A 23,688-nucleotide genomic window follows, 5' to 3' on the forward strand; every position below is an offset into this window, starting at 1 on the left:
AAGAAAAATGTACATCGAAGAATCCCACAGAAGCCAGACCGCGTTTAGCGGAAATTTTTCTTGCGATGATCGAATGGTCCGGCTTTGCTGAAAGCTTATAGATTCGATCATCTAAAGAAAAATGTACATCGAAGAATCCCCAGAGAAGCCAGACCGCGTTTAGCGGAAATTTTTCTTGCGATGATCGAATGGTCCAGCTTTGCTGAAAGCTATTAGATTCGAAATCGGCATGCAGCTCATCCATATAGTATATGCTTTTTAAGCTGGTCTAAGTATCGCTAAACCCTATTCATGCATTTTTAATGAAGGAGTTTCGATGCACAGCTTCTCACATAATATGAGTTTAAAAAAACCAAACAACGCAGCCATCAAATGGCTGCGTTGTTGAACGTTAGATAATAAGCTGATGGTGTCCTTATTCCGCTCCGTTGGGCAGCTCAATCCGCTCCATCCCGTTCATGTAAGGCCTGAGCGCCTTCGGAATGAGGATCGAACCGTCGGGCTGCTGGTGGTTCTCCAGCAGCGGGATGAGAATTCGCGGCGAAGCCACGGCCGTATTGTTCAGGGTGTGACAGTACCGCAGCTTGCCTTCCGCGTCCCGGTAGCGGATGTTCGAGCGGCGCGCCTGGAAGTCGAGCAGATTCGACGACGAGTGGGTCTCCCCATAAGCTCCGCGGCTTGGCATCCATGTCTCGATGTCGTATTGTTTGTATGTTTTCTGCGACATGTCCCCGGTACAGACGGCAACGACCCGGTAAGGCAATTCGAGCTTCTGCAGCAGCTCCTCGGCATTGGCCGTAATCTCTTGCAGAAGCAGCTCCGAGGCCTCCGTGCTGGCTTCGCAGAGAACGACCTGTTCCACCTTCGCGAACTGGTGCACCCGATAGAGGCCGTGGACGTCCCGGCCGCCCGAGCCAACCTCGCTCCGGAAGCAAAGCGATGCTGCTGCCAGGCGAATCGGCTCCGCTACATCGACGATTTCCCCGCTGTAGAACGATACCAACGGCACCTCCGAGGTACCGACGAGCCATTTATCTTGCTCCGTAATTTGAAAAGCCTGATCCTGACCGAGCGGGAAGAAGGCGGTATTCTGCATAGCCTCCGTCCTTACGGTTAACGGTACGTCCATAAGGGTGAAACCCTTGGCGACCAGCATATCCACCGCCAGCTGCTGAACGGCCCGATGGAGCATTGCGCCGATGCCTGTCAGGTAGTAGCTGCGCGTGCCAGCGGTTTTGACGCCGCGGGGAATGTCGACCATGCGGTGCAGTTCCCCGAGCGTGACATGGTCCCTGAATTGATAATCAAACACGGGGAGCTCGCCTACTCGTCTAATCTCCACGTTGTCCTCATCCGAGGCTCCCACAGGCGTGTCCGGCGAAACGATATTCGGTACGAGTATAAGCAGCTCGCTATAAGCTTCGTTAACCTCCCGGTATAACGTTTCCTGCTGGTCTAGTTCCTCGTTGATGGTTTTGACCTGCTGTTTTTGCCGTTCCGCTTCATCCGGTTTGCCTTGCCGCACCAGGGCACTGATCTCCTGCGAGATGGCATTACGCTGCTGACGCAATGCTTCCACGGCCAACAGCAGCGTACGCCGCTGGTCATCCAGCCGGACAAGCTCGGCAACCGAAAGGGCGATCCCTTTCCGGTCAGCCACCTGCTGCAATTCTTCCTGATGATCCGCGCTCTCCCGGATCCATTTCATATCTAACATAATCACCGCGCTCCTTTGCCCTAAAAAAATAAAAAAGCGTCCTAGTCCATATGGGACGAGGGACGCTTATGCGCTCGCGGTGCCACCCAAATTGATTGAACCGTAACCTGACCAAGGAACATGTCGGCCTGCGTTCAATCCACTTTGATTCCGCGGTAACGGGCGGGTCCGGTTAACTTAGGGGGACGGCTGATCGGGTGTAGATCGAATCCCCTTGACGAGAACGCCTCAGAGTTGGAAGCTCATCATCGGCCTGATACTGATATTGTTGTTCAGTATACCGCATGAGATGTCTTTTATACAAGGGGTTAACCGGATTTTTGTACGCCGTTACGTCGACGCCGCTTTCTTCGCGGATCCCTGCCTCCAGCTGACAGGCTGCTCTGCGTCCCAGCGGAAGGTCCACGCCGCCGCTCCGAGAATGAGGATCGTAAAGCCGGTCAGGATGAGGAGCGGCATCCATATGCCGACGAAATCTCCCTGCGGATGGACTGCGATCGCCATGGCATCGACCAGATGGTGAAACGGCTGCAGCTGCCCCAGGGTGACGACCCATGATGGGGCATGTTCCAAAGAGTAGAAGGCTTCGCTGGTCAGCAGCATCGGAAAGCTCATCAAGTTCGAGATCATGTTGACATTGCCTTCGTCCCTGGACAGATTGGCAGCCAGAAAACCGAGCGCGGTAAAACAGACGGTGCCGATCAGCAGTACGAGCAGCATCAGCGCCAGTCCCGTGAGGCTCAACTGCACCCCAAGAAGAAGCAGGCTCATGAGAATCACGCAGGCGCTGACGAGCAGTGCCAGCACGGTTCGTGCCCCTGTCATTGCGGCAATGAAGGAGACGGTTCGAAAGGGCGTCGCCCGCAGCAGCTTGTAGATGCCCCGGTTGCGCTGGGCCATGACGTTAAAAGCGGTGACCATAGTAGCCCCGAACAGGATGTTGGTTGTCAGCACGCCTGCGAGAAGTCGGTGGGAGTAGGCCGCATCATGGAAGTAAAGACCCAATCCGACCAGCATGGCGATTGGAAAAACGATGTTCCAAACCAGGGTGTGGGTATCGCGGAACATGCTCCGCAGCATCGTTGCCATAATCATGCGCATATCGATTCCTCCTAAGGTTTCTTTTTACTTGCATTCTCCATTTTCGAGTTCCTCGGTCAATTGGATATACAGCTGTTCCAGGCTGTCCGTGCCGTAACGGCTGAGCAGCTCATCCGGCGTGCCGGAGGCCTGCACCTTTCCACCGCAGATAAGCACCAGCCGGGTGGCGAGTTTATGGACCTCCTCCATGTCATGCGAGGTGAATACGATGGAGGTGCCGGTATCCGCCAATGAACGGATCAGCTCCCGGATATCCCGGCGGGCCCGCGGGTCCAGCGCTGCGGTGGGCTCGTCGAGGAACAGCAGCTTGGGGTCGTGGACCAGCGTCATGGCAATGGCGAGCCGTTTCTGCTGCCCCCCGGAGAGTCTGAGCGCATCGGTCCTGGCAGCCTCCGCAAGTCCGCATCGGTCCAGGTGCCGGATCAGCTCCGCGCCGCTGAGACGTTTGCCGTAGAAAGCCGCGAACATGCGCAGATTCTCCATGGCGGTAAATCCGGGAAAGAAGGGTGTGGACTGCAGCTGAAGCCCGATGTGCGGCGAAGGATCGGATGTCCAGTAGGTGACCGTACCGGCATCGGGGCGGCGCAGACCCAGCACCAGATCCAGCGTCGTTGATTTCCCCGCGCCGTTCGGCCCGATGATCGCCAGCACTTCGCCTTCCCGTATGTTCAGAGTCACATCCCGTACGACCGTCCGCTGCCCATAGGTTTTTCTTAATCCCTTCGCTTGAATGAGTGTAGTTAACGTCATTTTCGTTGCACGCTCCTTATTTGTCCAATGTTATATATCCAATGTTGGATATTTGCCGGAAATGAAAGCCGCAGCAGAAGCTGAGGCTTATTCTTGAACGATTGCGATGATCTTGTGGAGAAAGGCGATATCCTGTTCCAGGATCGAAATCGCATTATCGAAGGTGGCAAGGGCGATCTTGGATAAGCCGTACTGGCCCTTGATTTCCTTACCCGAACGCCACTGGGCCAACGATTCCTCCACTTGCTTGAGATTCTGCTCCAGCAATTCCACCGCTTCCTCCTTAGGAATGTCCTCGATCCAGACCAAACCGAGCGAAAAGTCGGATTTGACGGTGTGGGGAGGAAGCGTCAACGTCTCGCGGATCATCTGCTGGAATAGCTTCTCGCCTTCATCCGTGATGCTGTAAATTTTCCGGAGTCTCGCGCCGGTTCGCTCTTCGGCAGTGGCTGCAATCAACCCGTCGCTTTCCATCTTGTTCAGCGCGTAATAGATCGAACCGGACAGGATATTCGTCCACAGGTCCATACGGCTGGCCTGAATGAGCTGCTGGATTTCATATCCGTGCATAGGACGCTGGCGAAGAAATGAAAGCAGGATGAGGTTGGTCATGTAGGATCACTTCCTTAGGATGTGTGTGAAGAATGATGAATTCCATTACTGAATATCCAACGTTGGTTATTCGATGGTTGTAATTATAAAGACGATGGAATCATTTGTCAACGATCCCCGATGAAATAGATATATGACATATGGATTGAATGAAAGCGATTTAACGTTTAGTCTAGTAGTGTGAACTAGTATGGCAGTTGGATGAGGAGGCTATAACGTCGATGAATTACAGACAATTGGGAAATACGGAGCTTCACATTAGCGAGGTCAGCTTCGGCACATGGGCGATCGGAGGCTCATGGGGGCAGACCGATGATCAGGAAGCCTTGAAGGGATTGGACCGCGCCATCGGCGAGGGCGTAAACTTCTTCGATACGGCCGACGTCTATGGAGACGGGCATGCCGAGGATTTGCTCGCGCGCGCAACCAAAGGGAAAGAAGATACCGTGCATGTGGCCACCAAGTTTTGCCGCGCCGGTGATATTCATGATCTTCAGACCTATTCCGAGGCGTCGATCCGCCGTTATTGCGAGGGCAGTCTGAAGCGGCTGCAGCGGGAGCGGATTGATCTTTATCAGGTTCACTGCCCTCCCTTCGAGGTGTTGAAGGACGGACGGGTGTTTGAAGTGCTGGACAAGCTGCAGGCCGAGGGGAAAATCCGGCATTACGGCGTCAGCGTGGAAACGGTGGAGGAAGGATTGTTCTGTCTTGGGGTACCGGGGGTGAGGTCCCTGCAGGTGATTTTCAATCTGTTCCGCCAAAAACCGCTGGCCCAGCTGCTCCCGAAGGCCAAAGCGTCGGGCGTCGGCATATTGGTGCGCTTGCCGCTCGCCAGCGGTTTGCTAACCGGAAAATTTACGGAGAGCACTACCTTCAGCGAGGGGGATCACCGAAATTTCAACGCGAACGGCGAGCAGTTTAACGTAGGCGAGACTTTTGCCGGCCTCCGATTCGAAAAAGGTGTCGAGCTCGCCAGAGAGCTCGCCTGGATTGCCGAGGGCCGAGGCGACATGGCTCGTGCATCCATGCGCTGGATTCTGGATTGCCCGGAGGTCACTGCCGTGATTCCCGGCTTCCGCAACGTCCGCCAGATCGAAGACAACCTGGGCACGCTGGACGTGCCTTCGTTCAGCATGGAGGAGAAAGAACGCCTTGCGCTTTTCTATCAGGAGCAGGTAGCCACGCACATCCGCGGCGCCTATTAAGCCGATTTCGAGAATAATAGGAGAGAAGCCTCCCGGTCATCGGGAGGCTTCTTGTTTAGGGCGATGAGATGGAATCAAACGAACGGAAGCTGCTGCAGCGCTGCTTTAAAGCATATCCTATGCTTTATCATGGAAATGATACTATAATATAGGCAAAGATTCTGAATCGGAATGTGTTCAGCGGGAGGATTGTCGATTTGAATGATTTGTTGAAGCGGGAGCATGACATTATCAAGGTCTGCTTGTTAGCAGGCAAAATCATGCTGCAGAGCGGCGCGGAGACCTATCGGGTCGAGGATACGATGATGCGGATCGCCGCGGCTTTCGGCGTTGAGAACAGCCACAGCTATATGACCCCGACGGGCATTATCTTCTCGGTGGAGGAGCCGCAGCATATTACGCGGCTTATTCGTATTTCGGATCGGACAACCAATCTCCATAAGATCGATCAGGTCAACAGCGTGTCCCGGAGCGTCAGCCTCGGCGAGCTGACGATGGAAGAGGCTTACCGGGCCCTGGAGCGAATCGAGCATGAGCAGGCCATTTATCCCACATGGGTGCTGATTCTACTGTCAGCGATCGCAAGCGGGTGCTTTCTCATCATGTTTCGCGGCATCTGGCCGGATTTCGTACCGGCGGCCGTTGCGGGCGGTCTGGGCTTCTCCTGCTTCGTATTCATGCATCGGGTCATTCCCGTCCGGTTCTTCGCCGAATTCTCGGGTGCGCTCGTCATCGGCATAACCTCCGTTTGGATGGTCAGATTCGGATTCGGCCATCAGCTGGATACGATCATCATCAGTTCCGTGATGCCGCTGGTACCGGGCTTGCTGATCACGAATGCCATCCGCGATCTGATGGCGGGGCATCTGATATCCGGCTTGTCCAAAGGGGCGGAGGCTTTTGTTACGTCCTTTGCCATCGGCGCGGGCATTGCGTTTACTTTGTCATTCTAAGAGATGGGAAGGGTGGAGGGATAATGGTGGCAACCTTTTATATACAGCAGCTTATTACGAGTTTCGTTGCTTCGGCGGCCTTCGGGATCATCTTTAACGTACCCAAGAAAGCATTGCTGCAGTGCGGGTTTGCCGGCATGGTGGGCTGGCTGCTCTACATCATGCTTCAGGATATGAGGGTTGAGCCGGTGACGGCCACCGTAGTCGCGGCTTTTTGCGTGACGATGATCAGTCATTTTTTCGCCAAAAAATACAAGACTCCCATCATCGTGTTCAGCGTATCGGGGATTATTCCGCTCGTACCGGGCGGTGTCGCCTATAATGCCCTTCGCCATGTGGCCCAGAATCAATTCGATCAGGCCGTCCAGCTGGGGGCCCAAGCGTTCATGATTTCAGGCGCCATCGCGCTGGGGTTGCTGCTGTCGGAGGTGACCAATCAGGTCATAAGGAAATGGTCGATAACCCGATAAACCAGTAACCCTGAAACCCGAACCCTGGCAACCCGAAACGAACCCGGTTTATATGCGAAGCATGCGCTTCGATCCGGCGGGAAAATGCCCATGCTCCGACTCGTTATCATCCGGGGGAGGGACACCTATGCGTGTGTAATTGAATTGATGAACCAGCCGTATGTACGCATTTTGCGGGATACGGTTTTTTACGCGCTCGCCAAGGCGTGAATATCCGCCCCTCCTTCTTGCATTTTTTTACATTAGTTTCATGTTATGCCTTTTTATTGTCCAAATCCTCGACATGCTATATAATCTTTCTTGCAAAAATGAAACCGTATTCAAAGGTGTTCTTCCCGTATCTACAGCGTTACCGAACGTCAGATGAAGATTCGATTCGATTCGAAGTCCATCAAAAAAAGAGGGATGTCCATGCAGGAGCTGACGCTGCATTTGTTCGAACGGATGGGCATGCTGCTCATCCTGACTTTTATACTGACGAGAATTCCGCTGTTCCGCCAATTGCTGGACCGCAAAGAGATGTCCGGCATGCGGATGTTCATCTATTCCGGCCTGTTCGGGCTCTTCGCCATCCTCGGGACCTATGCGGGCGTTGTCGTGGAGAACGGCGAGTCCAGTTCCTCCTTCTGGCTGATGCGGCTGACCGGAGAGCAGGCCCTGGCCCACTCCGCCCTGGTCGGGGTGGTGATCGGCGGACTGATTGGCGGTCCCCGCGTTGGCATCGGGGGCGGGCTTCTGGCAGGAGCCCACCTCCTGTATATCGGAGGTGCCACGGGGCTGGCAGGCGCAATCGCCGTGCCGTTAACGGGAGCGCTGGCGGGAGGCGTGGCCCGATTCTTCTCGCAGGAGCGGGTCATCTCGCCGGCGAAAGCGTTATTCGTCGGCATGTTCGCTCCGATCCTGCTCATGGGGATGATTTTGATCTGTGCGGATGAGCCGGATCGTGCAGTGGAACTGGTCAACCTGATCGGCCTGCCGATGGTGCTGACGAACAGCATCTCCATTGCAATCTTTACGACGATGCTGCGGGTCGCGCTCACCGAGGAGGAACGTGCAGCCGCGTATGAGACGGAGAAGGCATTCCATATCGCCGAATCGGCGCTCCCGCATCTGAAGCAGGGACTGACGTACCGTACGGCTCAGGCCGTGGCGGCCTTGCTGCTGCGAGAGCTGAAAACAGCGGCCGTCGCCATTACCGATACGGAGCGGTTCCTGGCCCATGCCGGCACAGCAAGCCGTATCCTTGATCCCGGAGAAGAGATCCAATCGGACTTGACCAAGAGCGTCATCGCGACCGGCGAGCTTCGGATCATCGAGAATGCGGAAGAGATCCAGCCCCGGCATCCGGCGCTCGGCGCCGCCATCCTTGTCCCGATCATAGAGGCGGGCCAGGTCGTGGGCGTCATTCAATTCTACTTCAAGCGGCCGGAGGATATCCGGCGCGTCGAGCTGGTGATGGCCCAGGGGCTGGGACAGCTGATTTCCTATCAGCTCGGGGCCACCGCACACGAGAAGATGAGCCATTTAATGAAAGAGGCGGAACTCAAGCTGCTGCAGGCGCAGATCAATCCGCACTTTCTATTCAATACCCTCAACGCGATTCATTCGTTGATTCGCACCGATCCGCTGCTGGCACGACATGCCACGATGCAGCTGGGGGCGTTCATGCGCCTGAACGTCAAGGTCATGGCGTCCCGCAGAACGACCATTCGCGAGGAGATGGAGCTGTTGAATGCCTATCTGGACATTATACGGATCCGGTTCGAGGATCAGTTCTCGTTTGAGTGCCAGCTCGATCCCGCGCTTGGCGAGCTTATGATTCCGCCGGCAACGCTGCAAATGCTGGTGGAGAACAGCATTAAGCACGGCCTGCGCGACAAAGCGAGCGGAGGCGTCATTCGGCTGAGCCTAAGCCGGGCCGGTGATATGGCGGTTGTTCAACTGCGGGACAACGGGATCGGCATTTCGCCGGAAGTGCTGGACAGCTTAGGCGATCAACCGATCATCGGCAGCGAGGGTACGGGAAACGGCATTTACAATATCAATCAGCGTTTAATCAGCATGTTTGGCAAAGAGGCCAGACTTATCGTGGAGAATCTGGCAGAGGGCGGCTGCAGCATATCCTTCAGCATCCCCTGCAGCTTGTCGGAAGGGAGCCGGTACCGTGAAGCGAATTAAAACGATGATAGCGGAAGACGAACGATTGGCAAGGGAGGAGCTGGCTTATTTGCTGGAACAGGAGCCCGATATCGAGCTGCTTCCGCATGCCGCGAACGGACGTGAGCTGCTGGAGCTTGTCCCCTTGCGGCAGCCGGATGTCGTCTTTCTCGACGTTCATATGCCGGAGCTGGAAGGGTTGCAGGCGGCGCGCATGCTGAAGGCCTCCCCGATCTCGCCCTTGATTGTGTTTACGACGGCCTACGACGAGTATGCCGTTGAAGCGTTTGGCCTGAACGCGATCGATTACCTGCTGAAGCCTTACAGCCATATGCGGTTGAAAGAAACCCTGCAGCGAATTCGAAGCAGGATTCAGGAAGGGAATGCCTTCCCGAAACAGGAGGCTCACGATGCTATTCAGGCTGCTCCTTATCCATCCACGGAGGCTGCCGCCCGCAGCATGCGCGGCAAACTTCTGTTCGACGACGGGGATAAACATGTGCTGGTTGATCCCGAGGCGATCCTGTACGCGGTGCGCGAGGAACGTGTCATTCGCGTATGGACGGCGGAAGGCCAGCGGATTACGAGCAAAAGCACCCTGCAGGAGCTGGAGGAGAAGCTTGCGGGTTACTCCTTCTTTCGCCCTCATCGCAGTTATCTGGTTAACGTGAACTGGATCGCGGAGCTCTCCCCTTGGCAGAACGGGGCTTACAACATCGTGCTGAAGGATGAGCAGCGGTCGATGATTCCATTGTCCCGGGAGGCTGCACGGGATTTGTTCCGGTTGCTCAGGGAGGCTTGAAAAAGGACAAAGAAAGACGCTCGAGTATGGCGGTTGCCTCCCGGTTCGGGCGGCATATCCGCCCTTTCGCGCACCCTGTCGGACGTTTCGCGCAGGAGCTGTGGTCGATGGCAATCCTCCCGTATATAATCATTCTAAAGCGCTTTCATTGATGAAAGACGCAATAGATCCTGATCGTTAATGGAGGGAAAGGCAATGGAAGAAAAAAGCTATACCGAAGTATGGCATTCCGAAAAATTCAAAACGCTGCTCTCCCGCAAGAAACGGTTCATTATTCCGATGACCGTCTTTTTTCTTCTGTTTTATTTTGCGCTGCCGATCCTTACTTCGTACACCGACGTGTTGAATCACCCGGCGATCGGCCCGATCACGTGGGCATGGGTATTTGCCTTCGCCCAATTCGTCATGACATGGGTTCTGTGCATTCTCTACTCCCGCAAGGCGGCCCAGTTTGACCGAATGGTAGACGATATCAAAAAGGATATGGGGGCGTAATCGACTATGGCTATTGCGTTGTTTTGCGGAATTGTACTGCTTACGCTGATCATTACGTATTACGCTGCCAAGAAAACGACCAACACGAGCGATTTCTATACGGCAGGCGGAGGACTCAAGGGCTGGCAGAACGGGACAGCCATTGCCGGCGACTATATGTCTGCGGCCTCCTTCCTCGGGATCGCAGGCTCGATCGCGTTAGTCGGCTTTGACGGCTTCTTCTACAGCATCGGCTTCCTCGTGGCTTACCTGGTGGTGCTGTACCTTGTCGCCGAGCCGCTGCGGAACCTCGGCAAGTATACGGTGGCGGACATGATTGCCGCCCGTTTCTCCGACAAGAAGGTGCGGGGCGTGGCAGCATTGAACACGATTTCCATCTCCATCTTCTACATGATTGCGCAGCTGGTTGGAGCGGGCGCGCTGATTAAGCTGTTGTTAGGCTTGGACTATGTCACGTCCGTATTGATTGTGGGCGTGCTCATGACCATCTACGTTGTTTTCGGGGGCATGCATGCGACAAGCTGGGTTCAAATCTCGAAAGCCGTGCTGCTCATGGCCGGCACGTTCATCATCTCGCTGATCGTATTCGCCAAATTCGATTTCAGCCTGACCCAGATGTTCCACCATATGAAGACGGCCACCCCGCTGCAGGAGGCCTTCCTGAACCCGGGGAATAAATACAAAATCCCGCTCGAGACGCTGTCCCTCAACCTTGCCCTGGTACTCGGCACGGCAGGTCTGCCGCATATTTTGACCCGCTTCTTTACCGTTAAGGACGCGAAGACGGCGCGCAGCTCCGTGGTGTACGCCACCTGGATTATCGGCATCTTCTATGTGATGACGATCTTTCTCGGATTCGGGGCAGCCGCCTTCGTAGGCGCGGCCGATATTACCGAGGTCGATAAAGCGGGCAACATGGCAGCGCCGCTCTTGGCCAAAGCGATCGGCGGCGACTTCCTGTTCGCGCTCATCTCGGCGGTTGCTTTCGCGACGATCCTCGCGGTGGTGACGGGGCTTGTGCTGTCCGCCGCATCGGCCTTCGCCCATGATTTCTACGGCCAAATCGTGCGCCGCGGCGAATCGTCCGAGAAGGAGCAGCTGAAGATGGCACGGTACGCTTCGATCGGCGTATCCGTCGTCTCGATCCTGCTAGCGTTGTTCGCGCAGAAGATGAACGTGGCGTTTCTGGTCTCGTTGGCCTTCGCCGTTGCAGCCAGCGCGAATTTGCCGGTCATTCTGTTCACCGTGTTCTGGAAGAGATTTAATACGACGGGCGCGGTCACAGGGATGCTGACGGGTTTGATCAGCACGGTGATTCTCGTGGCCCTTAGCCCGAATATATGGGATCCGGCCGGCAAAGCGATTTTGGTAGGCGATCCGATCTTCCCGATGAGCAACCCGGGCATCGTCTCCATTCCGCTTGGTTTCCTGGCAGCCTATGTCGGCACGCTGCTCTCCTCTTCCAAGGATGAGGCGAAGTATGCCGAAGTGCTGGTCAAAGCGAATACGGGCGCATAAACCCAACAACGGTTTCTTATGAAAAAAAGGGTGAACTCCGCTGGTTAACAGCGAAGGGAGTCGCCCTTTTTTTGCCATTCTATCGTAAAATAAAAAGCAACAACATTTTGGGGCCATGGCGGAAGGAGGCAGGCAAGTGAACATATCCGGCATCGTTTTTTTTCTGGCGATTGTGGTCGGCACGTTAATGATTACGTATTATGCCGCCAGGCGGACAACGAGCACGAACGATTTCTATGCCGCAGGCAACCGTCTCAGCGGGCTGCAGAACGGCCTAGCCATTTCCGGCGACTATATGAGCGCGGCGTCCTTCCTTGGCATTGCGGGCTCCATTGCGGTGTACGGCTTCGACGGCTTTTTCTATTCGATCGGCTTCCTTGCCTCCTATGTGATCGTGCAGTACATCATAGCCGAGCCCCTTCATAACCTGGGCAGGTATACGATGGCGGATGCGGTGGCGGTCCGGTTCGGCGAGAAACGGCTGCGCGGATGCATCGCCGTCAATAACATGATGATCACCGTCTTCTATATGATCGCCCAGCTCGTCGGCGCCGGGTGGCTCGTCCATTTGCTGTTCGGGCTGGAGACGTCGCTCGCCATCGTGCTGGTCGGCGGCTTAATGACCGTCTACGTCACGTTTGGCGGCATGCTCGCGACTTCCTGGGTGCAGATCGTCAAATCCATTTTGCTGGTGAGCAGCACCTTTATCGTGAGCCTCATCGTGCTGGCAAGGTTCGATTGGGATCTGCTCGGTTTATTCGAATCCATGAAGAGGGCGACCCCATTGCAGGAGCGTTTTCTGATGGCGGGCAACATGTTTGACCACCCGCTGGACATGCTGTCGTTTAATATGGCGCTGGTGTTAGGGACAGCGGGACTGCCGCATATTATTGCGCGCTTTTACACGGTTAGGGACCCGCGTACGGTCCGTGCTTCGGTCAGAACGGCGACGTTTACGATCGGCGTTTTTTACGCCATGACGATTTTTCTTGGCTTTGGAGCGGCTGCTTTCGTTGATTGGTCCATATTGTCCGAGCGGGTGGAGCTGGCGGCCCCGCTGCTCGCAAGCGAGCTGGGCGGCGAATTCTTAATGGCCTTTGTATCCGCCGTTGCCTTCGCAACGATACTGGCCGTGATCTCCGGGCTTGTGCTCACGGCCTCCTCGGCGTTTGCCCATGACGTCTACAGCAGCATCTTCCGCAGCGGACGGGCGACCGAGGCGCAGCAGATGAGGGTGGCCAAGCTTTCGGCCATCGTCGTTGGCGCGGCTTCGATCGTGCTTGCGCTCGGGGCACAGACGCTGAACGTGGCGTTCCTCGTGTCGTTTGCTTTCGCGGTTGCCGCCTCGGCTAACCTGCCGGTGCTGCTGTTCACGCTATTTTGGCGGAAATTTAATACGCAAGGCGCCATATCGAGCATTACGGCCGGCCTCTCGTCTTCTTTGCTGCTCATGGCTGTCGGGCCCAATGTAATGGACCCAGTGGCAGGCTGGATTCGGGCGGAAGCAATCTTCCCGCTTAAGCATCCGGGCATCGTCTCCATTCCGATCGGGTTCGCCGGCGGCATCGTCGGCACCCTGCTATCGCGTAAACGGGGTTCGAGCGGCCATTTCGAGCATATGCAGGCCGTTGCCCATGTCGCGCCGGGTGAAAACCGTTCTCGCGAATTGGGATAACTGCTAATTACATATGAATTTTAGTTTGGGCCACGATCGTTTCCCTGTACCGTTCATTGTGCATGTGCACAATAAATACCGTTATGGCGTCAATAGGATTGAACGCGACATTCCGGTTATACTGTATCCTGTAAGCGCAATCATAGTTTCATAAGGCATGATTACATCATTGTTCACAAGCTATATTGCTTAAGGCATTCACAACATGGATGGGACAGTTATACATTGGGGCGGAGCCGTTGCCGGACTGATTATCGCCATTGTCTTGATTTTTAGAAAGGTGAACCCGGTCTATGCCTTGTTTGGAGGCGCTGTCATTGGAGGCCTGCTGGGCGGAGCTACCATTGATCTTTTAAGAGATCGTACTGTGGAGTGAAATATATTAAGGATAGGCAGGGGATAACCATGAAGCAGGATTATATTATTGTACTCGCGCCCGATTCATTTAAAGAGAGCATGACCGCAAAGGAAGTCTGCGAAGCGATGGAACGCGGCATCAAGAAGGGAAACCCGAATGTGACGTGTATCCATGTGCCCATGGCTGACGGCGGTGAAGGTACGATGCAATCCCTTGTGGATGCTACGGGCGGTACGGTCCATACCGTCACCGTGACGGGTCCGTTGGGCGATCAGGTGGAGGCATCCTACGGCATTTCAGGCGATGGCAGCACCGGGGTACTGGAAATGGCCAGCGCCAGCGGAATTCATCTGGTCCCGATCGCACAGCGGAATCCGCTGGTGACCACCACCTACGGGACGGGCGAGCTGATCAAGGCTTGCCTTGACCACGGCGTAAGCCGGCTGCTGATCGGGATCGGCGGCAGCGCGACGAATGACGGCGGTGCCGGGGTGGTTCAGGCGCTCGGCGGCAAGCTGCTGGATGCGGAAGGGAAGGAGCTTGCTTTTGGCGGAGGGGAGCTGGGTCGTCTTGCGCGCTTGGACTTAAGCGGCTTTGATCCGCGGCTTCAGGATGTCGAGGTCGAAGTGGCCTGCGACGTGACCAACCCGCTCTGCGGCGAAACGGGAGCCTCTCATGTATTCGGACCGCAGAAGGGCGCTACGCCGGAGATGATCGAGCAGTTGGACAGAAATCTCCGGAATTACGCCGGGGTAATGAAGCAGCAGCTGGGCAAGGATATCATAGACTATCCAGGCGCCGGCGCGGCCGGTGGTCTTGGCGGCGGGCTGATGGCCTTCCTGAACGGGACGCTGAAGAATGGGATCGATATGGTCGTTGACTATACGGGACTTGAAGAGAAAGTGCGCCAGGCGGATATGGTATGGACCGGCGAAGGCGGGATGGACTTCCAGACGCAGTATGGCAAAACTCCGTTCGGTGTCGCGAGAGTGGCGAAGAAGCATGGCAAGCCTGTCGTTGCTCTGGCCGGCCGGGTTGGTGACGGGATCGATGTGCTGTATGATCAAGGGATGGACGCGATTTTCGGCATCATGCCGGGTGCTGCCACGCTGTCGGAGGCGCTGGCGAACGGCGTGCAGAACGTGGAGAGAACATCCGAGAATATCGTCCGTCTCATGGCTTCTTTGAACAAGTAATCATACCCTTCTTAAAGAGGATGCAAGGGAGCTGACCTGCCGGGGGCGGCTTCTTTTTTCTCTGCGGGCGGGATATGGATCGGCAGCCGGATGTGCACACTAGGAAAAGATTTTTTTCCTATGGAGTCTACAATGTCATCATATTGGTAACACATGACAGGCATGTTAGGAGGGGCATCATGCATGAAACTATCACGACCTTTGGCGGAAAATATCGCAAGAGAAATGATGCGCGTCATTCCTTACAACATTAACGTGATGGATGAGAACGGAATCATTATGGGCAGCGGGGACCCCGCGCGGATCGGCACGCTGCATACAGGTGCACAGAAAGCCATACAAACCGGACGGATCTATGAGGTTTATGAAGCCGGCGGCGGCATGAAGCCCGGTGTGAACGAACCCATTGTGGTGGATGATGAGGTGATCGGCGTTGTTGGCATTACAGGTCATCCGGATGAGGTGAGACCGCTCAGCAATTTGCTCCAGGTGACCGTTGTGTTATTGATCGAGCAGGAGCGTCAGAACAAGGCGATGTTAAACCAACGTCAAAACCGGGAGAAGTTCTATCATGAGCTATCCTATCGCAAGGCTCCTTATGATGAGCCTTTTATGGAGCGTGCTGAAGCCTATGGGCTTGACCTGACGCGCAAATGCCGGGTGCTGTTAGTGCAGAGCTCGATGGGCGAGAAGGCGTTCCGCCATTTGCAGCAAGCGTACCCCCAAAGCTGGAACTTGGAGAATGACAAAACCGTATTTTTCGTGACGGATGTCTTAAGATTCGGGAGTCTTCTGGACAGGCTGATCGACCTGGACGAAGTCCTTCGCATGGGGATCGGGGAGCAGGAGGAGCTCGCTTCTACCTCGCTGGAGCAGGCGGTATCCGCCCTGGAGCTGGGAATGAACATCGATCCCCATCGCAAGGTGAATTTTTATAAGGATTTAAGGTTTCTGATCGGACTGTCCCATACTTCGGATGATGCTCATGCCTCGCTGTATCCGTTGCTGGAGCAGGGCGGAGACAAGCTGGATCTGATAGAGACGCTTCAGGTCTACATTGCCGAGAACGGTGATCATAACAGCACGGTCAAAAGACTCAACATTCACCGGAACACCTTGAACTACCGCTTAAACCGGATCAAGCAGCTGACTGGCAAAAATCCGCGCCATGTGCTGGATCTGTTTGAATTGCTGTGCGGGTTGATGTGGAGAAGGTGATGGCCGCTCAAGCATGGGCGGCTTTTATCTCCATAATCTTTTGTGGATGATTACCACCCCGCATTCTTCGTTCTTCACGTTCAAAAGGGCAGTTCCAAGCGTCGAGAGACCTTGGGCTGCCCCTTCTGTTTATTTAATGCCAAGCCGCATGCGGTAGCTGAGCATCACGGGAAGCGTCCGCCCCTGGAAATGCTCCTCGACCAGCGCATGGAACTGCTCGATGTTGTCGTTCAATTCGTTTGGTTTCAGCTTGAATACGGTCTGGATGCCGCCTTGGCTGACGGCAAGGCCGGTATACCGGTCGGCGGTGAACGGCTCCATATGGTGGAACACGATCTCTTTGGAGAACCGGAACAGTCCGCTTTCCCGGATATGCTTCAGATGCTCGTTCTTATTTCCTTTATAGGCCTGCTCCTGAGGCTCCACATGGTCGTCGATGATGGCCTCTGCCCGTTCAATCAGCTCATGGTAGGCTTGCTCCACCTTCCAGGTCAGGCTCGGCGGCCAATCGCAATCATATACCGCGAATATCCCTTCGTCACGCAGAACGCGGGAAACCTCCTTCAATGTGCTGGCCGGGTCCATCCAGTGAAAGGATTGGGAACAGGTGATGATGTCGGCGGACTGATCCTTCAGCGCCAATTGGTTGGAATAGCCGGAGACGAACTTGATGTCGGCGATATCCGTGCCGCTGCTGCGTGCTTCCTGTTCCAGCGTTTGCAATTTGGCGACGGCTTTGCCGCGCATATCATCATTCGGCTCAACCCCGATGACTTGATCCGCCGCGTCTTTCCATGCAAAGGAGGAAAGCCCCGTTCCGCATCCCAAGTCGACGACGACAGAGGGCTTGCGTTCCAAATAGCCTGTCAGCAGGGCGACAACCTCCTGGGGGGCTTCGGGGCGATGCTGGTCGTAGGTATCCTCAAAGCCGGTAAAACGATCCACGTTGCTGGCACGGTTTCCCTCGGGAACAAAATCCTTGCTCCACACTTCGGTCATATCCTTGGTCATCGTTACTCATCTCCTTATCCGGGTACATGAATCAGGCATTAGGCATCAGGCATAACAAAAGGTGCTTTCTTGGCTTGCGCAATTATAGACGAAGGCTCCAATCGCCGTTTTCTGCCGCTGTAATGCCATCATATCATAGGAAAGGAACTTATTAACAGACGGGCTTGACCCGGGTAGTGCCGATGCGGGTACAATAGAGGAATCGAATGAGGAAGAGGGATGAACATGAAGACACCAACAGCAACGAAGGGGATCTTCTTCGATGTGGACGATACATTGTATGACCATCTGGCGCCTTTTCGCGAGGCCGTGCAGGAGATTGCCAATCCCGATGAGGCATTTCCTTATGAAGCCGCCTACCATCGGATGCGCTATTACAGCGACAAGCTGTCCGTCGAGCTGGGAGGAGCCGGAACGGCAGCTTACGGGGATGCGGTCGAGGATATGCGCAGACGCCGGTTTCAGTTAGCGTTGGCCGAATTCGGCGTGCGACTGACTCTTGAGGAGGCCGAAGCGGTACAGCAGACGTATCTGGACCTGCAGTATAACATCACGATGTTTGAGGGCGCCCGGGAGCTTCTGATGAAACTGGCGGATGCCGGGCATGTCGTAGGCTTGATTACCAATGGACCGACCGAACACCAGATGAACAAAATCGCGGCGATGAAGCTGGGCGGCCTGATACCGGAGGATCGGCTATTCGTATCCGGTGCCGTCGGCTGGGACAAGCCCGATCCGCGGATCTTCCACCATGTGAACAGGCAGACCGGGACGAAGCCGGAGAACTCTTATTACGTCGGGGACTCATGGCGCAATGACGTGGTCGGAGCCCTGGCTGCGGGCTGGCATGTAATTTGGTTCAATCACCGGAGCGTCGGGCCGGAATCGGAGCATCGGCCGCAGCATACCGTTGCGAGTTACGAAGAGCTCGAGCGGCTGCTGGAAGAGATTATCGGATAACAAAATGGGCGGTCCCCCTGATCCGCTGCCCAAGCGGGCTGCTGCCGCATTGTTCGAAAGGCTATGGTCAGGCTCTTTAAACGAAGGGCTTGGCTTTTTTTGTTCTATATTCAACCGAATGGTTGACTTTATGAAATTCGCCCATTATAGTTAACCATATGGTTGAACAAAATAATGAAGAACAACTGGATCACATCTTCCATGCTCTGGCTGACCCGACCCGAAGAGAGATGGTGCGCATGATCGCATCGCAGGAACGGACGGTATCTGAGCTGGCTGAACCGTTTGACATGTCGCTTGCGGCAGCCTCCAAGCATATCAAGGTACTGGAGCGCTCCGGCCTGCTCGAACGGTCCATCCATGGACGGACGCATACCTGTCGTCTGAATCCGAACGTCATGTCAAGAGCGATGGAATGGCTGCAATTCTACGAACGATTCTGGGACCGGCAATTTGATGCGCTTGAACGCGAGCTGAACAAAGCGAAGAGGGAGGAGCACTAGAAGAATCCTTAGGAATACCGCTGAACATCCTGGACAACGATGAGTAACGTAGGGAAATAGACGCAATACCACTTTTGATAAGAGAAGGATGATTAACATTGGATAACGCCTCCACTACCACGCTGATCATGAAACGCCAATTTGAGGCAGCGCCGGAAAGAGTATTTGATGCCTGGTTAAATCCCGACATGATGAGGAAATGGTTGTTTACGATGGAAACAACGAACAAAATCGCCCGCAACGATCCGCGCGTGGGCGGAAGCTGGGAGATTGTTGACGTGAGGGAAGGCAAGGAGTACCGGGCCATTGGAGAGTATCTGGTCATAGACCGGCCGCGTAAGTTGGTGCTCACCTTCAAGATGCCCCAGTTCAGCGACACCGTGGACCGCATTACGGTGGAGTTCAAAGCCGTAGACGCGGGATGCGAAATGACGTTCTCCCAGGAGATCGTTGTCCCTCATGAGGAAGACTGGACCGCAGAGGATATTGAAAAAGCGCTGACCGAATACCATGACCAAACCGAGCATGGCTGGGGTTATATGTTTGAGGGGCTGAAGCAGCTGTTAGAGACAGGAACGATAAACTACCCATCTTAAACCGATGAATAAGGGAGCGTGTGTTATCGATGAAGAGTGTGACCCCGTTTTTAATGTTTCAGGGCAACGCGGAAGAAGCTATGAACCATTACATTTCCATTATTGAGGATTCCGAAATCATCAGCATTACCCGTTATGGACCCAATCAGCCGGGAGCCGAGGGAAGCGTCATGCATGCGGCCTTTTCGTTGAAGGGACAAACGTTCATGTGCATCGACAGCAACGTGAAGCATGAGTTTACGTTCACGCCTTCCTTCTCCATCTATCTGACTTGCGAATCCGAAGCCGAGATCGAGAAGGTATACGGTGCTTTGATCGATGGCGGAGGTGCGATGATGCCGCTGGATAACTATGGATTCAGCCAAAAGTTCGGCTGGATCGCGGACAAGTTCGGCGTATCCTGGCAGCTTAATCTGCCAAGCGAAGCGTAGCCTTGAGCAGTTGATTAATCTAGGGACGGGCCCGGAAGGGGCCTGTCCCTTTTTGCGCTGCGCTGCAAGGAAGGCATTGCGCAGCTTGATGCTCTCGATCAAGAGCCGTGCTGTCCCTCACCGCATGCCCAACGGAAGAATATAGCAATGCGCAGCCGCAAATCCCATGCCGCTGCTTATGCTGCTTATTCCGTGTACTGCTTTCGGAATTGCAGCGGCGACAGGCCGAAACGGGCGGAGAAGCGGCGGGAGAAATAGGGCGGGTATTGAAATCCCACATGCTCCGCGATCCGGGCCATGGACCACTGGGTAGTCAGTAGCAGCCGCTTCGCCTGGTCCAGGCGGTACTGCAGCAGGTATTCCGTTGGCGTCAAGCCGTGCGAGGCCTTCATGCAGCGCGTCAGGTAATTGTAGTGGAAATGCAGGTCAGACGATAAACGTGCGTTGCTGATGGGCTCGCGGTAATGCATTTTGATATAGGATTCCACCTGCTCCGCGACTTTGCGCACCCGCGATTGCTCCTGATCGGACCGCGACGGATCCAGCAGCTCCAGCAGCTCGATAAACAGGGTCTGTTCGCGCCAAAACGCCGTAGATCTCGGCTCCGTAGCCTGAAGGTGCAAGGAATCGAACAGCTGATAGGCTTGCTCCGGATAAGGGATATGGCCTTGCCTGGGCAGCTTGATATTGTGTGAGATCGACGCATGATCGGTTGTGCTCGTTGCCGCCGATTGAAAATGCAGCCAATAAAAGGAGGTTTCCTCCCGGCACTCTTGCACAGCGTAGTGGTGCGCGTCCGGCATCAATACGGCCATATCCCCGGCACGTAGTGCCCACTGCAGGTTCTCCTCGCCCAGAAACAAGCAGCCGCGTTGAACGAGGATGAGGTCGAAGACGCCAAGGTTTCTCCGGTTCGGATGCGATTCGCCCGGCATGTAGTGCGTTTTACCGGATTCAAGGAAGTAGGGCAGCGGCAGAGAGGTGAAGGAAAGCACGCTTTGTTCCGACATGGTAACACCTCCAAGGAAGTGTGAAATCGTATAAGAAATTAGGTCGATTCTGTTATCGTTTTCATCCTATCATAGATCGTAGAATGGGAAGTGTCGAGGCTTTATCCTATTCGAACCCCAAAAGGAGTGTATATCCGAGATGATGACTCTTACTACGCGTTCAGCTGCCGTGCCTCTTAAGCAAGTGAAACTGACCGACCCCTTCTGGTCGAGTTACATAGAACTGGTAAGGGAAGTGGTGATTCCCTACCAATACGAGGCCCTCCATGATCGAATTCCGGGCATTGAGCCGAGCCATGGCGTATCCAATTTTCGCATCGCTGCCGGCAGGGACGAGGGTGAATACGGGGGCATGGTGTTTCAGGACAGCGATGTCGCCAAATGGCTTGAGGCTGCGGCTTATTCGCTGGCCACTCATCGGGATCCGAAGCTGGAAGAACAGGTGGATGAACTGATTGATCTGGTTGCCGACGCCCAGCAGCCGGATGGCTATCTGAATACGTATTTTACGGTGAAGGAGCCGGAGAAACGCTGGACCAATCTGACGGACTGCCATGAGCTGTACTGCGCCGGTCATATGATTGAAGCCGGAGTTGCTCACTACAGGGCGACGGGAAATCGGAAGCTACTGGATGTGGTATGCCGCTTGGCGGATCATATCGATAGCGTTTTTGGACCCGAGGATGGGAAAATCCATGGGTTTGACGGCCATCAGGAGATTGAGCTGGCCCTGGTGAAATTGTATGAGGTGACTCAAGAGCCGAGATATTTGAGCCTGAGCCAATATTTCATCGATGAGCGCGGGACGGAACCCCACTTCTTCCTTCAGGAGTGGGAACAGCGCGGGAAGAAATCCTTCTATCGCTCGGTGCTGCACGCCCCGCATTTGGCTTATCATCAGAGCCATCTGCCCGTTAGGGAGCAGAAGGAGGCCGTCGGGCACTCGGTCCGGGCCGTATATATGTACACGGCGATGGCGGATCTGGCCGCCAGAACGAAGGACCCGGCTCTGCTTGAGGCTTGCGATGCCTTGTGGCGCAACATGGTCCATAAACAGATGTACATTACCGGAGGGATCGGCTCCACTCATCACGGCGAGGCGTTTACGACGGATTACGATCTGCCGAATGATACCGTGTATTCCGAGACCTGTGCATCCATCGGCTTGATCTTTTTTGCCCAACGTATGCTCCAGCTGGCACCTAAATCCGAGTATGCGGACGTGATGGAGCGCGCGCTGTTTAACACGGTCATTGGCAGCATGGCTCAGGACGGGCGGCATTTCTTCTATGTAAACCCGCTTGAGGTATGGCCTGCGGCCTGCCGCCATAATCCGGGCAAGGCTCATGTGAAGCCGGTTCGGCCGGGATGGTTCGCCTGCGCCTGCTGCCCGCCGAACGTGGCAAGGCTTCTGTCATCGCTGGGCGAATACGTGTATACGATGAATGACGATACGCTGTATGCCCATCTGTACATCGGCGGCGAAGCGGAGGTGCGGTTCGGGGACGTGCCTGTGAAGGTAATGCAGAACTGCGCGCTGCCATGGGACGGGGACGTTACGCTTACGCTTCAGCCTGAGCAGGCTGTCGAGTGGACGGTGGCGCTTCGCATTCCGGATTGGTCGCGCGGCAAAGCCGGCTTGCGCGTGAACGGGCAAGAAATGAACGTGGAGGATATTACTCAAGACGGCTATGCTTGCGTGAAGAGAGTATGGGCGCCGGGAGACACCGTGGAGTTGGCATTCTCCATGGAGATCCATCAGGTCAGAGCCAATCCGAATATACGGGGGAATGCCGGCAAGGCCGCGATTCAGCGCGGGCCGCTCGTATACTGCCTGGAAAGCGTCGATCATGGAGTGCCTGTATCCTCGCTATCGCTTGCGGGCGATCCGAAGCTTCGTTCGCGATTTGATCCGAATCTTCTCGGCGGAGCGGTTGTCATAGAAGGAGCCGGGTGGCTTGAAGAGTCTGACGATTGGGGCGATGAGCAGCTGTATCGTTCTTCTCCCAAAAAGATGCTTCCCGCATCATTAAAGGCTATTCCCTATTATTTATGGGGCAACCGCGGCGAGAATGAAATGGCCGTCTGGGTGCGCGAGCTGCCGCGCACGGTATAAAGATCGTACAGACGGCCTATCCGGATAGAGATTGGAAACACAGCCGGAAAATGCTGCGTACCATAACCATGACGATGCCAAGCATCATAACATAAAGGGCTTGCCCAAGGTCGATGGACCTCGGGCAAGCCCTTTTTTAGGTGACAAGCAAACGGAGGATGGATCCTGTCCTGCACCGGTTTACAACAGCTTCTTGATATCCTCTTCCATCTTCTCCGGAGTGTCCGTCGGTGCAAAGCGCTTGATCACCTTGCCGCTGCGGTCCACCAGAAATTTGGTGAAGTTCCATTTGATCGCCTTGATGCCCAGTGCGCCGGGGGCTTCGCTGGTCAGATATTTGTAAAGCGGATGAGCGTTCGTGCCGTTCACATCGATCTTGGAAAACAGCGGGAAGGTGACGCCGTGATTAAGCTTGCAGGCCTCTTCGATCGCGGCATCCTCCTCCAGCTCTTGATTCATGAATTGGCTGCTGGGGAAGCCGAGAACGGCCAATCCCTGGTCGCGGTAGGTTTGGTGCAGCTTCTCCAGACCGTCGAATTGAGGGGCAAAGCCGCATTTGGTCGCCGTATTGACGATCAGCATGACGTCGCCTTTATAAGATTCCAGCGTTTGGGATTCGCCGCGTATCGTTTTTACTTCATATTCATAGATCGACATCGCCGTAGAAACCTCCTCCAATGAGATGTATTAAGTTCAGAGTATATCCTTTTACGGCGGATTGCAATTTGATAGGGCGACATCCAGGGTTTATGCGAGCGGGTACATGGATATATGAATTTCAATACCTGATGCGGAAATATCAAAAGTAAAATTTTGTATTTTCATCTGGACTTA

The 23,688-nt window shown here is 54.9% G+C and carries 23 protein-coding genes; 16 read left to right on the forward strand and 7 right to left on the reverse strand.

Going from position 1 to position 23,688, the window contains the following annotated elements; genetic code table 11:
* Positions 1-415: 415 nt before the first annotated feature.
* From serS to JNUCC32_RS26390, 4 genes are all read right to left on the reverse strand, one after another.
* Entirely contained in the window at positions 416-1,717 is a 1,302-nt protein-coding gene (serS, locus tag JNUCC32_RS26375; RefSeq protein WP_192570303.1) for a serine--tRNA ligase, read from the reverse strand.
* Positions 1,718-2,047: 330 nt separating this feature from the next.
* Positions 2,048-2,818 carry an ABC transporter permease gene (locus JNUCC32_RS26380; protein ID WP_192570304.1) on the reverse strand — a complete coding sequence of 257 codons (771 nt, stop codon included), beginning with the start codon at positions 2,816-2,818 and terminating at the stop codon, positions 2,048-2,050.
* Positions 2,819-2,842: 24 nt separating this feature from the next.
* Positions 2,843-3,568, reverse strand: a complete 726-nt coding sequence (locus JNUCC32_RS26385) for an ABC transporter ATP-binding protein (protein ID WP_192570305.1) — start codon at positions 3,566-3,568, stop codon at positions 2,843-2,845.
* An 87-nt stretch (positions 3,569-3,655) separates the two neighbouring features.
* Positions 3,656-4,180: a PadR family transcriptional regulator gene (locus tag JNUCC32_RS26390; protein ID WP_096775746.1), complete on the reverse strand. Its 525-nt coding sequence runs from the start codon at positions 4,178-4,180 to the stop codon at positions 3,656-3,658.
* A 221-nt stretch (positions 4,181-4,401) separates the two neighbouring features.
* Here JNUCC32_RS26390 and JNUCC32_RS26395 point away from each other — a divergent pair, with 221 nt between their 5' ends.
* From JNUCC32_RS26395 to JNUCC32_RS26445, 11 genes are all read left to right on the forward strand, one after another.
* Positions 4,402-5,385 (forward strand): aldo/keto reductase, encoded by a 984-nt coding sequence (locus JNUCC32_RS26395; protein ID WP_192570306.1) that lies wholly within the window; start codon positions 4,402-4,404, stop codon positions 5,383-5,385.
* A 197-nt stretch (positions 5,386-5,582) separates the two neighbouring features.
* Positions 5,583-6,338 (forward strand): threonine/serine exporter family protein, encoded by a 756-nt coding sequence (locus JNUCC32_RS26400; protein WP_015737894.1) that lies wholly within the window; start codon positions 5,583-5,585, stop codon positions 6,336-6,338.
* 23 nt (positions 6,339-6,361) lie between these two features.
* Positions 6,362-6,808 (forward strand): threonine/serine exporter family protein, encoded by a 447-nt coding sequence (locus JNUCC32_RS26405; protein ID WP_009592993.1) that lies wholly within the window; start codon positions 6,362-6,364, stop codon positions 6,806-6,808.
* A 411-nt stretch (positions 6,809-7,219) separates the two neighbouring features.
* Positions 7,220-8,986: a LytS/YhcK type 5TM receptor domain-containing protein gene (locus JNUCC32_RS26410; RefSeq protein ID WP_192570307.1), complete on the forward strand. Its 1,767-nt coding sequence runs from the start codon at positions 7,220-7,222 to the stop codon at positions 8,984-8,986.
* Entirely contained in the window at positions 8,973-9,767 is a 795-nt protein-coding gene (locus JNUCC32_RS26415; protein ID WP_081746233.1) for a LytR/AlgR family response regulator transcription factor, read from the forward strand. Before JNUCC32_RS26410 ends, JNUCC32_RS26415 begins: the two co-directional genes overlap by 14 nt.
* Before the next feature lie 195 nt (positions 9,768-9,962).
* Positions 9,963-10,262 carry a DUF485 domain-containing protein gene (locus JNUCC32_RS26420; RefSeq protein ID WP_009593006.1) on the forward strand — a complete coding sequence of 100 codons (300 nt, stop codon included), beginning with the start codon at positions 9,963-9,965 and terminating at the stop codon, positions 10,260-10,262.
* A gap of 6 nt (positions 10,263-10,268) precedes the next feature.
* Positions 10,269-11,780, forward strand: a complete 1,512-nt coding sequence (locus tag JNUCC32_RS26425) for a solute symporter family protein (RefSeq protein WP_009593011.1) — start codon at positions 10,269-10,271, stop codon at positions 11,778-11,780.
* Between the two features lie 136 nt (positions 11,781-11,916).
* Entirely contained in the window at positions 11,917-13,455 is a 1,539-nt protein-coding gene (locus JNUCC32_RS26430; RefSeq protein ID WP_192570308.1) for a solute symporter family protein, read from the forward strand.
* Between the two features lie 205 nt (positions 13,456-13,660).
* Positions 13,661-13,831 carry a hypothetical protein gene (locus JNUCC32_RS26435; RefSeq protein WP_267132923.1) on the forward strand — a complete coding sequence of 57 codons (171 nt, stop codon included), beginning with the start codon at positions 13,661-13,663 and terminating at the stop codon, positions 13,829-13,831.
* 29 nt (positions 13,832-13,860) lie between these two features.
* A complete protein-coding gene (locus tag JNUCC32_RS26440) occupies positions 13,861-15,009 on the forward strand; it encodes a glycerate kinase family protein (protein WP_192570309.1) in 1,149 nt (382 codons plus the stop codon).
* Positions 15,010-15,192: 183 nt separating this feature from the next.
* Positions 15,193-16,227 carry a CdaR family transcriptional regulator gene (locus tag JNUCC32_RS26445; RefSeq protein WP_192570310.1) on the forward strand — a complete coding sequence of 345 codons (1,035 nt, stop codon included), beginning with the start codon at positions 15,193-15,195 and terminating at the stop codon, positions 16,225-16,227.
* Between the two features lie 129 nt (positions 16,228-16,356).
* On the opposite strand, the gene JNUCC32_RS26450 is transcribed toward JNUCC32_RS26445, so the two are convergent.
* The gene (locus JNUCC32_RS26450) at positions 16,357-17,238 is read right to left on the reverse strand and encodes a class I SAM-dependent methyltransferase (RefSeq protein ID WP_192570311.1); all 882 of its coding nucleotides are present in this window, start codon (positions 17,236-17,238) and stop codon (positions 16,357-16,359) included.
* A gap of 219 nt (positions 17,239-17,457) precedes the next feature.
* Here JNUCC32_RS26450 and JNUCC32_RS26455 point away from each other — a divergent pair, with 219 nt between their 5' ends.
* The 4 genes from JNUCC32_RS26455 (at position 17,458) to JNUCC32_RS26470 (ending at position 19,728) form a co-directional block, all read left to right on the forward strand.
* Positions 17,458-18,198 (forward strand): HAD family hydrolase, encoded by a 741-nt coding sequence (locus JNUCC32_RS26455; RefSeq protein WP_192570312.1) that lies wholly within the window; start codon positions 17,458-17,460, stop codon positions 18,196-18,198.
* Between the two features lie 158 nt (positions 18,199-18,356).
* The gene (locus JNUCC32_RS26460; protein ID WP_192570313.1) at positions 18,357-18,701 is read left to right on the forward strand and encodes an ArsR/SmtB family transcription factor; all 345 of its coding nucleotides are present in this window, start codon (positions 18,357-18,359) and stop codon (positions 18,699-18,701) included.
* A gap of 98 nt (positions 18,702-18,799) precedes the next feature.
* Complete coding sequence (locus tag JNUCC32_RS26465) at positions 18,800-19,297, forward strand: SRPBCC family protein (RefSeq protein ID WP_015737883.1); 498 nt, start codon at positions 18,800-18,802, stop codon at positions 19,295-19,297.
* Between the two features lie 29 nt (positions 19,298-19,326).
* A complete protein-coding gene (locus JNUCC32_RS26470; protein ID WP_009593028.1) occupies positions 19,327-19,728 on the forward strand; it encodes a VOC family protein in 402 nt (133 codons plus the stop codon).
* Between the two features lie 185 nt (positions 19,729-19,913).
* On the opposite strand, the gene JNUCC32_RS26475 is transcribed toward JNUCC32_RS26470, so the two are convergent.
* Positions 19,914-20,738: a helix-turn-helix transcriptional regulator gene (locus JNUCC32_RS26475; protein ID WP_015737880.1), complete on the reverse strand. Its 825-nt coding sequence runs from the start codon at positions 20,736-20,738 to the stop codon at positions 19,914-19,916.
* A 139-nt stretch (positions 20,739-20,877) separates the two neighbouring features.
* Here JNUCC32_RS26475 and JNUCC32_RS26480 point away from each other — a divergent pair, with 139 nt between their 5' ends.
* A complete protein-coding gene (locus tag JNUCC32_RS26480; protein WP_192570314.1) occupies positions 20,878-22,854 on the forward strand; it encodes a glycoside hydrolase family 127 protein in 1,977 nt (658 codons plus the stop codon).
* 180 nt (positions 22,855-23,034) lie between these two features.
* Here JNUCC32_RS26480 and JNUCC32_RS26485 read toward each other — a convergent pair whose 3' ends face one another.
* Positions 23,035-23,511, reverse strand: a complete 477-nt coding sequence (locus JNUCC32_RS26485) for a glutathione peroxidase (protein WP_009592987.1) — start codon at positions 23,509-23,511, stop codon at positions 23,035-23,037.
* Positions 23,512-23,688: the final 177 nt, after the last annotated feature.

The sequence above is a fragment of the Paenibacillus sp. JNUCC32 genome, from assembly GCF_014863545.1.
Classification (GTDB): domain Bacteria; phylum Bacillota; class Bacilli; order Paenibacillales; family Paenibacillaceae; genus Paenibacillus_AQ; species Paenibacillus_AQ lautus_A.

Bases quoted from the DNA above. Each gene is read 5' to 3' on its own strand.
- serS (WP_192570303.1), bottom strand. From the start codon at position 1,717: ATGTTAGATATGAAATGGATCCGGGAGAGCGCGGATCATCAGGAAGAA.
- JNUCC32_RS26380 (WP_192570304.1), bottom strand. From the start codon at position 2,818: ATGCGCATGATTATGGCAACGATGCTGCGGAGCATGTTCCGCGATACC.
- JNUCC32_RS26385 (WP_192570305.1), bottom strand. From the start codon at position 3,568: ATGACGTTAACTACACTCATTCAAGCGAAGGGATTAAGAAAAACCTAT.
- JNUCC32_RS26390 (WP_096775746.1), bottom strand. From the start codon at position 4,180: ATGACCAACCTCATCCTGCTTTCATTTCTTCGCCAGCGTCCTATGCAC.
- JNUCC32_RS26395 (WP_192570306.1), top strand. From the start codon at position 4,402: ATGAATTACAGACAATTGGGAAATACGGAGCTTCACATTAGCGAGGTC.
- JNUCC32_RS26405 (WP_009592993.1), top strand. From the start codon at position 6,362: ATGGTGGCAACCTTTTATATACAGCAGCTTATTACGAGTTTCGTTGCT.
- JNUCC32_RS26410 (WP_192570307.1), top strand. From the start codon at position 7,220: ATGCAGGAGCTGACGCTGCATTTGTTCGAACGGATGGGCATGCTGCTC.
- JNUCC32_RS26420 (WP_009593006.1), top strand. From the start codon at position 9,963: ATGGAAGAAAAAAGCTATACCGAAGTATGGCATTCCGAAAAATTCAAA.
- JNUCC32_RS26425 (WP_009593011.1), top strand. From the start codon at position 10,269: ATGGCTATTGCGTTGTTTTGCGGAATTGTACTGCTTACGCTGATCATT.
- JNUCC32_RS26435 (WP_267132923.1), top strand. From the start codon at position 13,661: ATGGATGGGACAGTTATACATTGGGGCGGAGCCGTTGCCGGACTGATT.
- JNUCC32_RS26440 (WP_192570309.1), top strand. From the start codon at position 13,861: ATGAAGCAGGATTATATTATTGTACTCGCGCCCGATTCATTTAAAGAG.
- JNUCC32_RS26445 (WP_192570310.1), top strand. From the start codon at position 15,193: ATGAAACTATCACGACCTTTGGCGGAAAATATCGCAAGAGAAATGATG.
- JNUCC32_RS26450 (WP_192570311.1), bottom strand. From the start codon at position 17,238: ATGACCAAGGATATGACCGAAGTGTGGAGCAAGGATTTTGTTCCCGAG.
- JNUCC32_RS26455 (WP_192570312.1), top strand. From the start codon at position 17,458: ATGAACATGAAGACACCAACAGCAACGAAGGGGATCTTCTTCGATGTG.
- JNUCC32_RS26460 (WP_192570313.1), top strand. From the start codon at position 18,357: ATGGTTGAACAAAATAATGAAGAACAACTGGATCACATCTTCCATGCT.
- JNUCC32_RS26470 (WP_009593028.1), top strand. From the start codon at position 19,327: ATGAAGAGTGTGACCCCGTTTTTAATGTTTCAGGGCAACGCGGAAGAA.
- JNUCC32_RS26475 (WP_015737880.1), bottom strand. From the start codon at position 20,738: ATGTCGGAACAAAGCGTGCTTTCCTTCACCTCTCTGCCGCTGCCCTAC.
- JNUCC32_RS26480 (WP_192570314.1), top strand. From the start codon at position 20,878: ATGATGACTCTTACTACGCGTTCAGCTGCCGTGCCTCTTAAGCAAGTG.
- JNUCC32_RS26485 (WP_009592987.1), bottom strand. From the start codon at position 23,511: ATGTCGATCTATGAATATGAAGTAAAAACGATACGCGGCGAATCCCAA.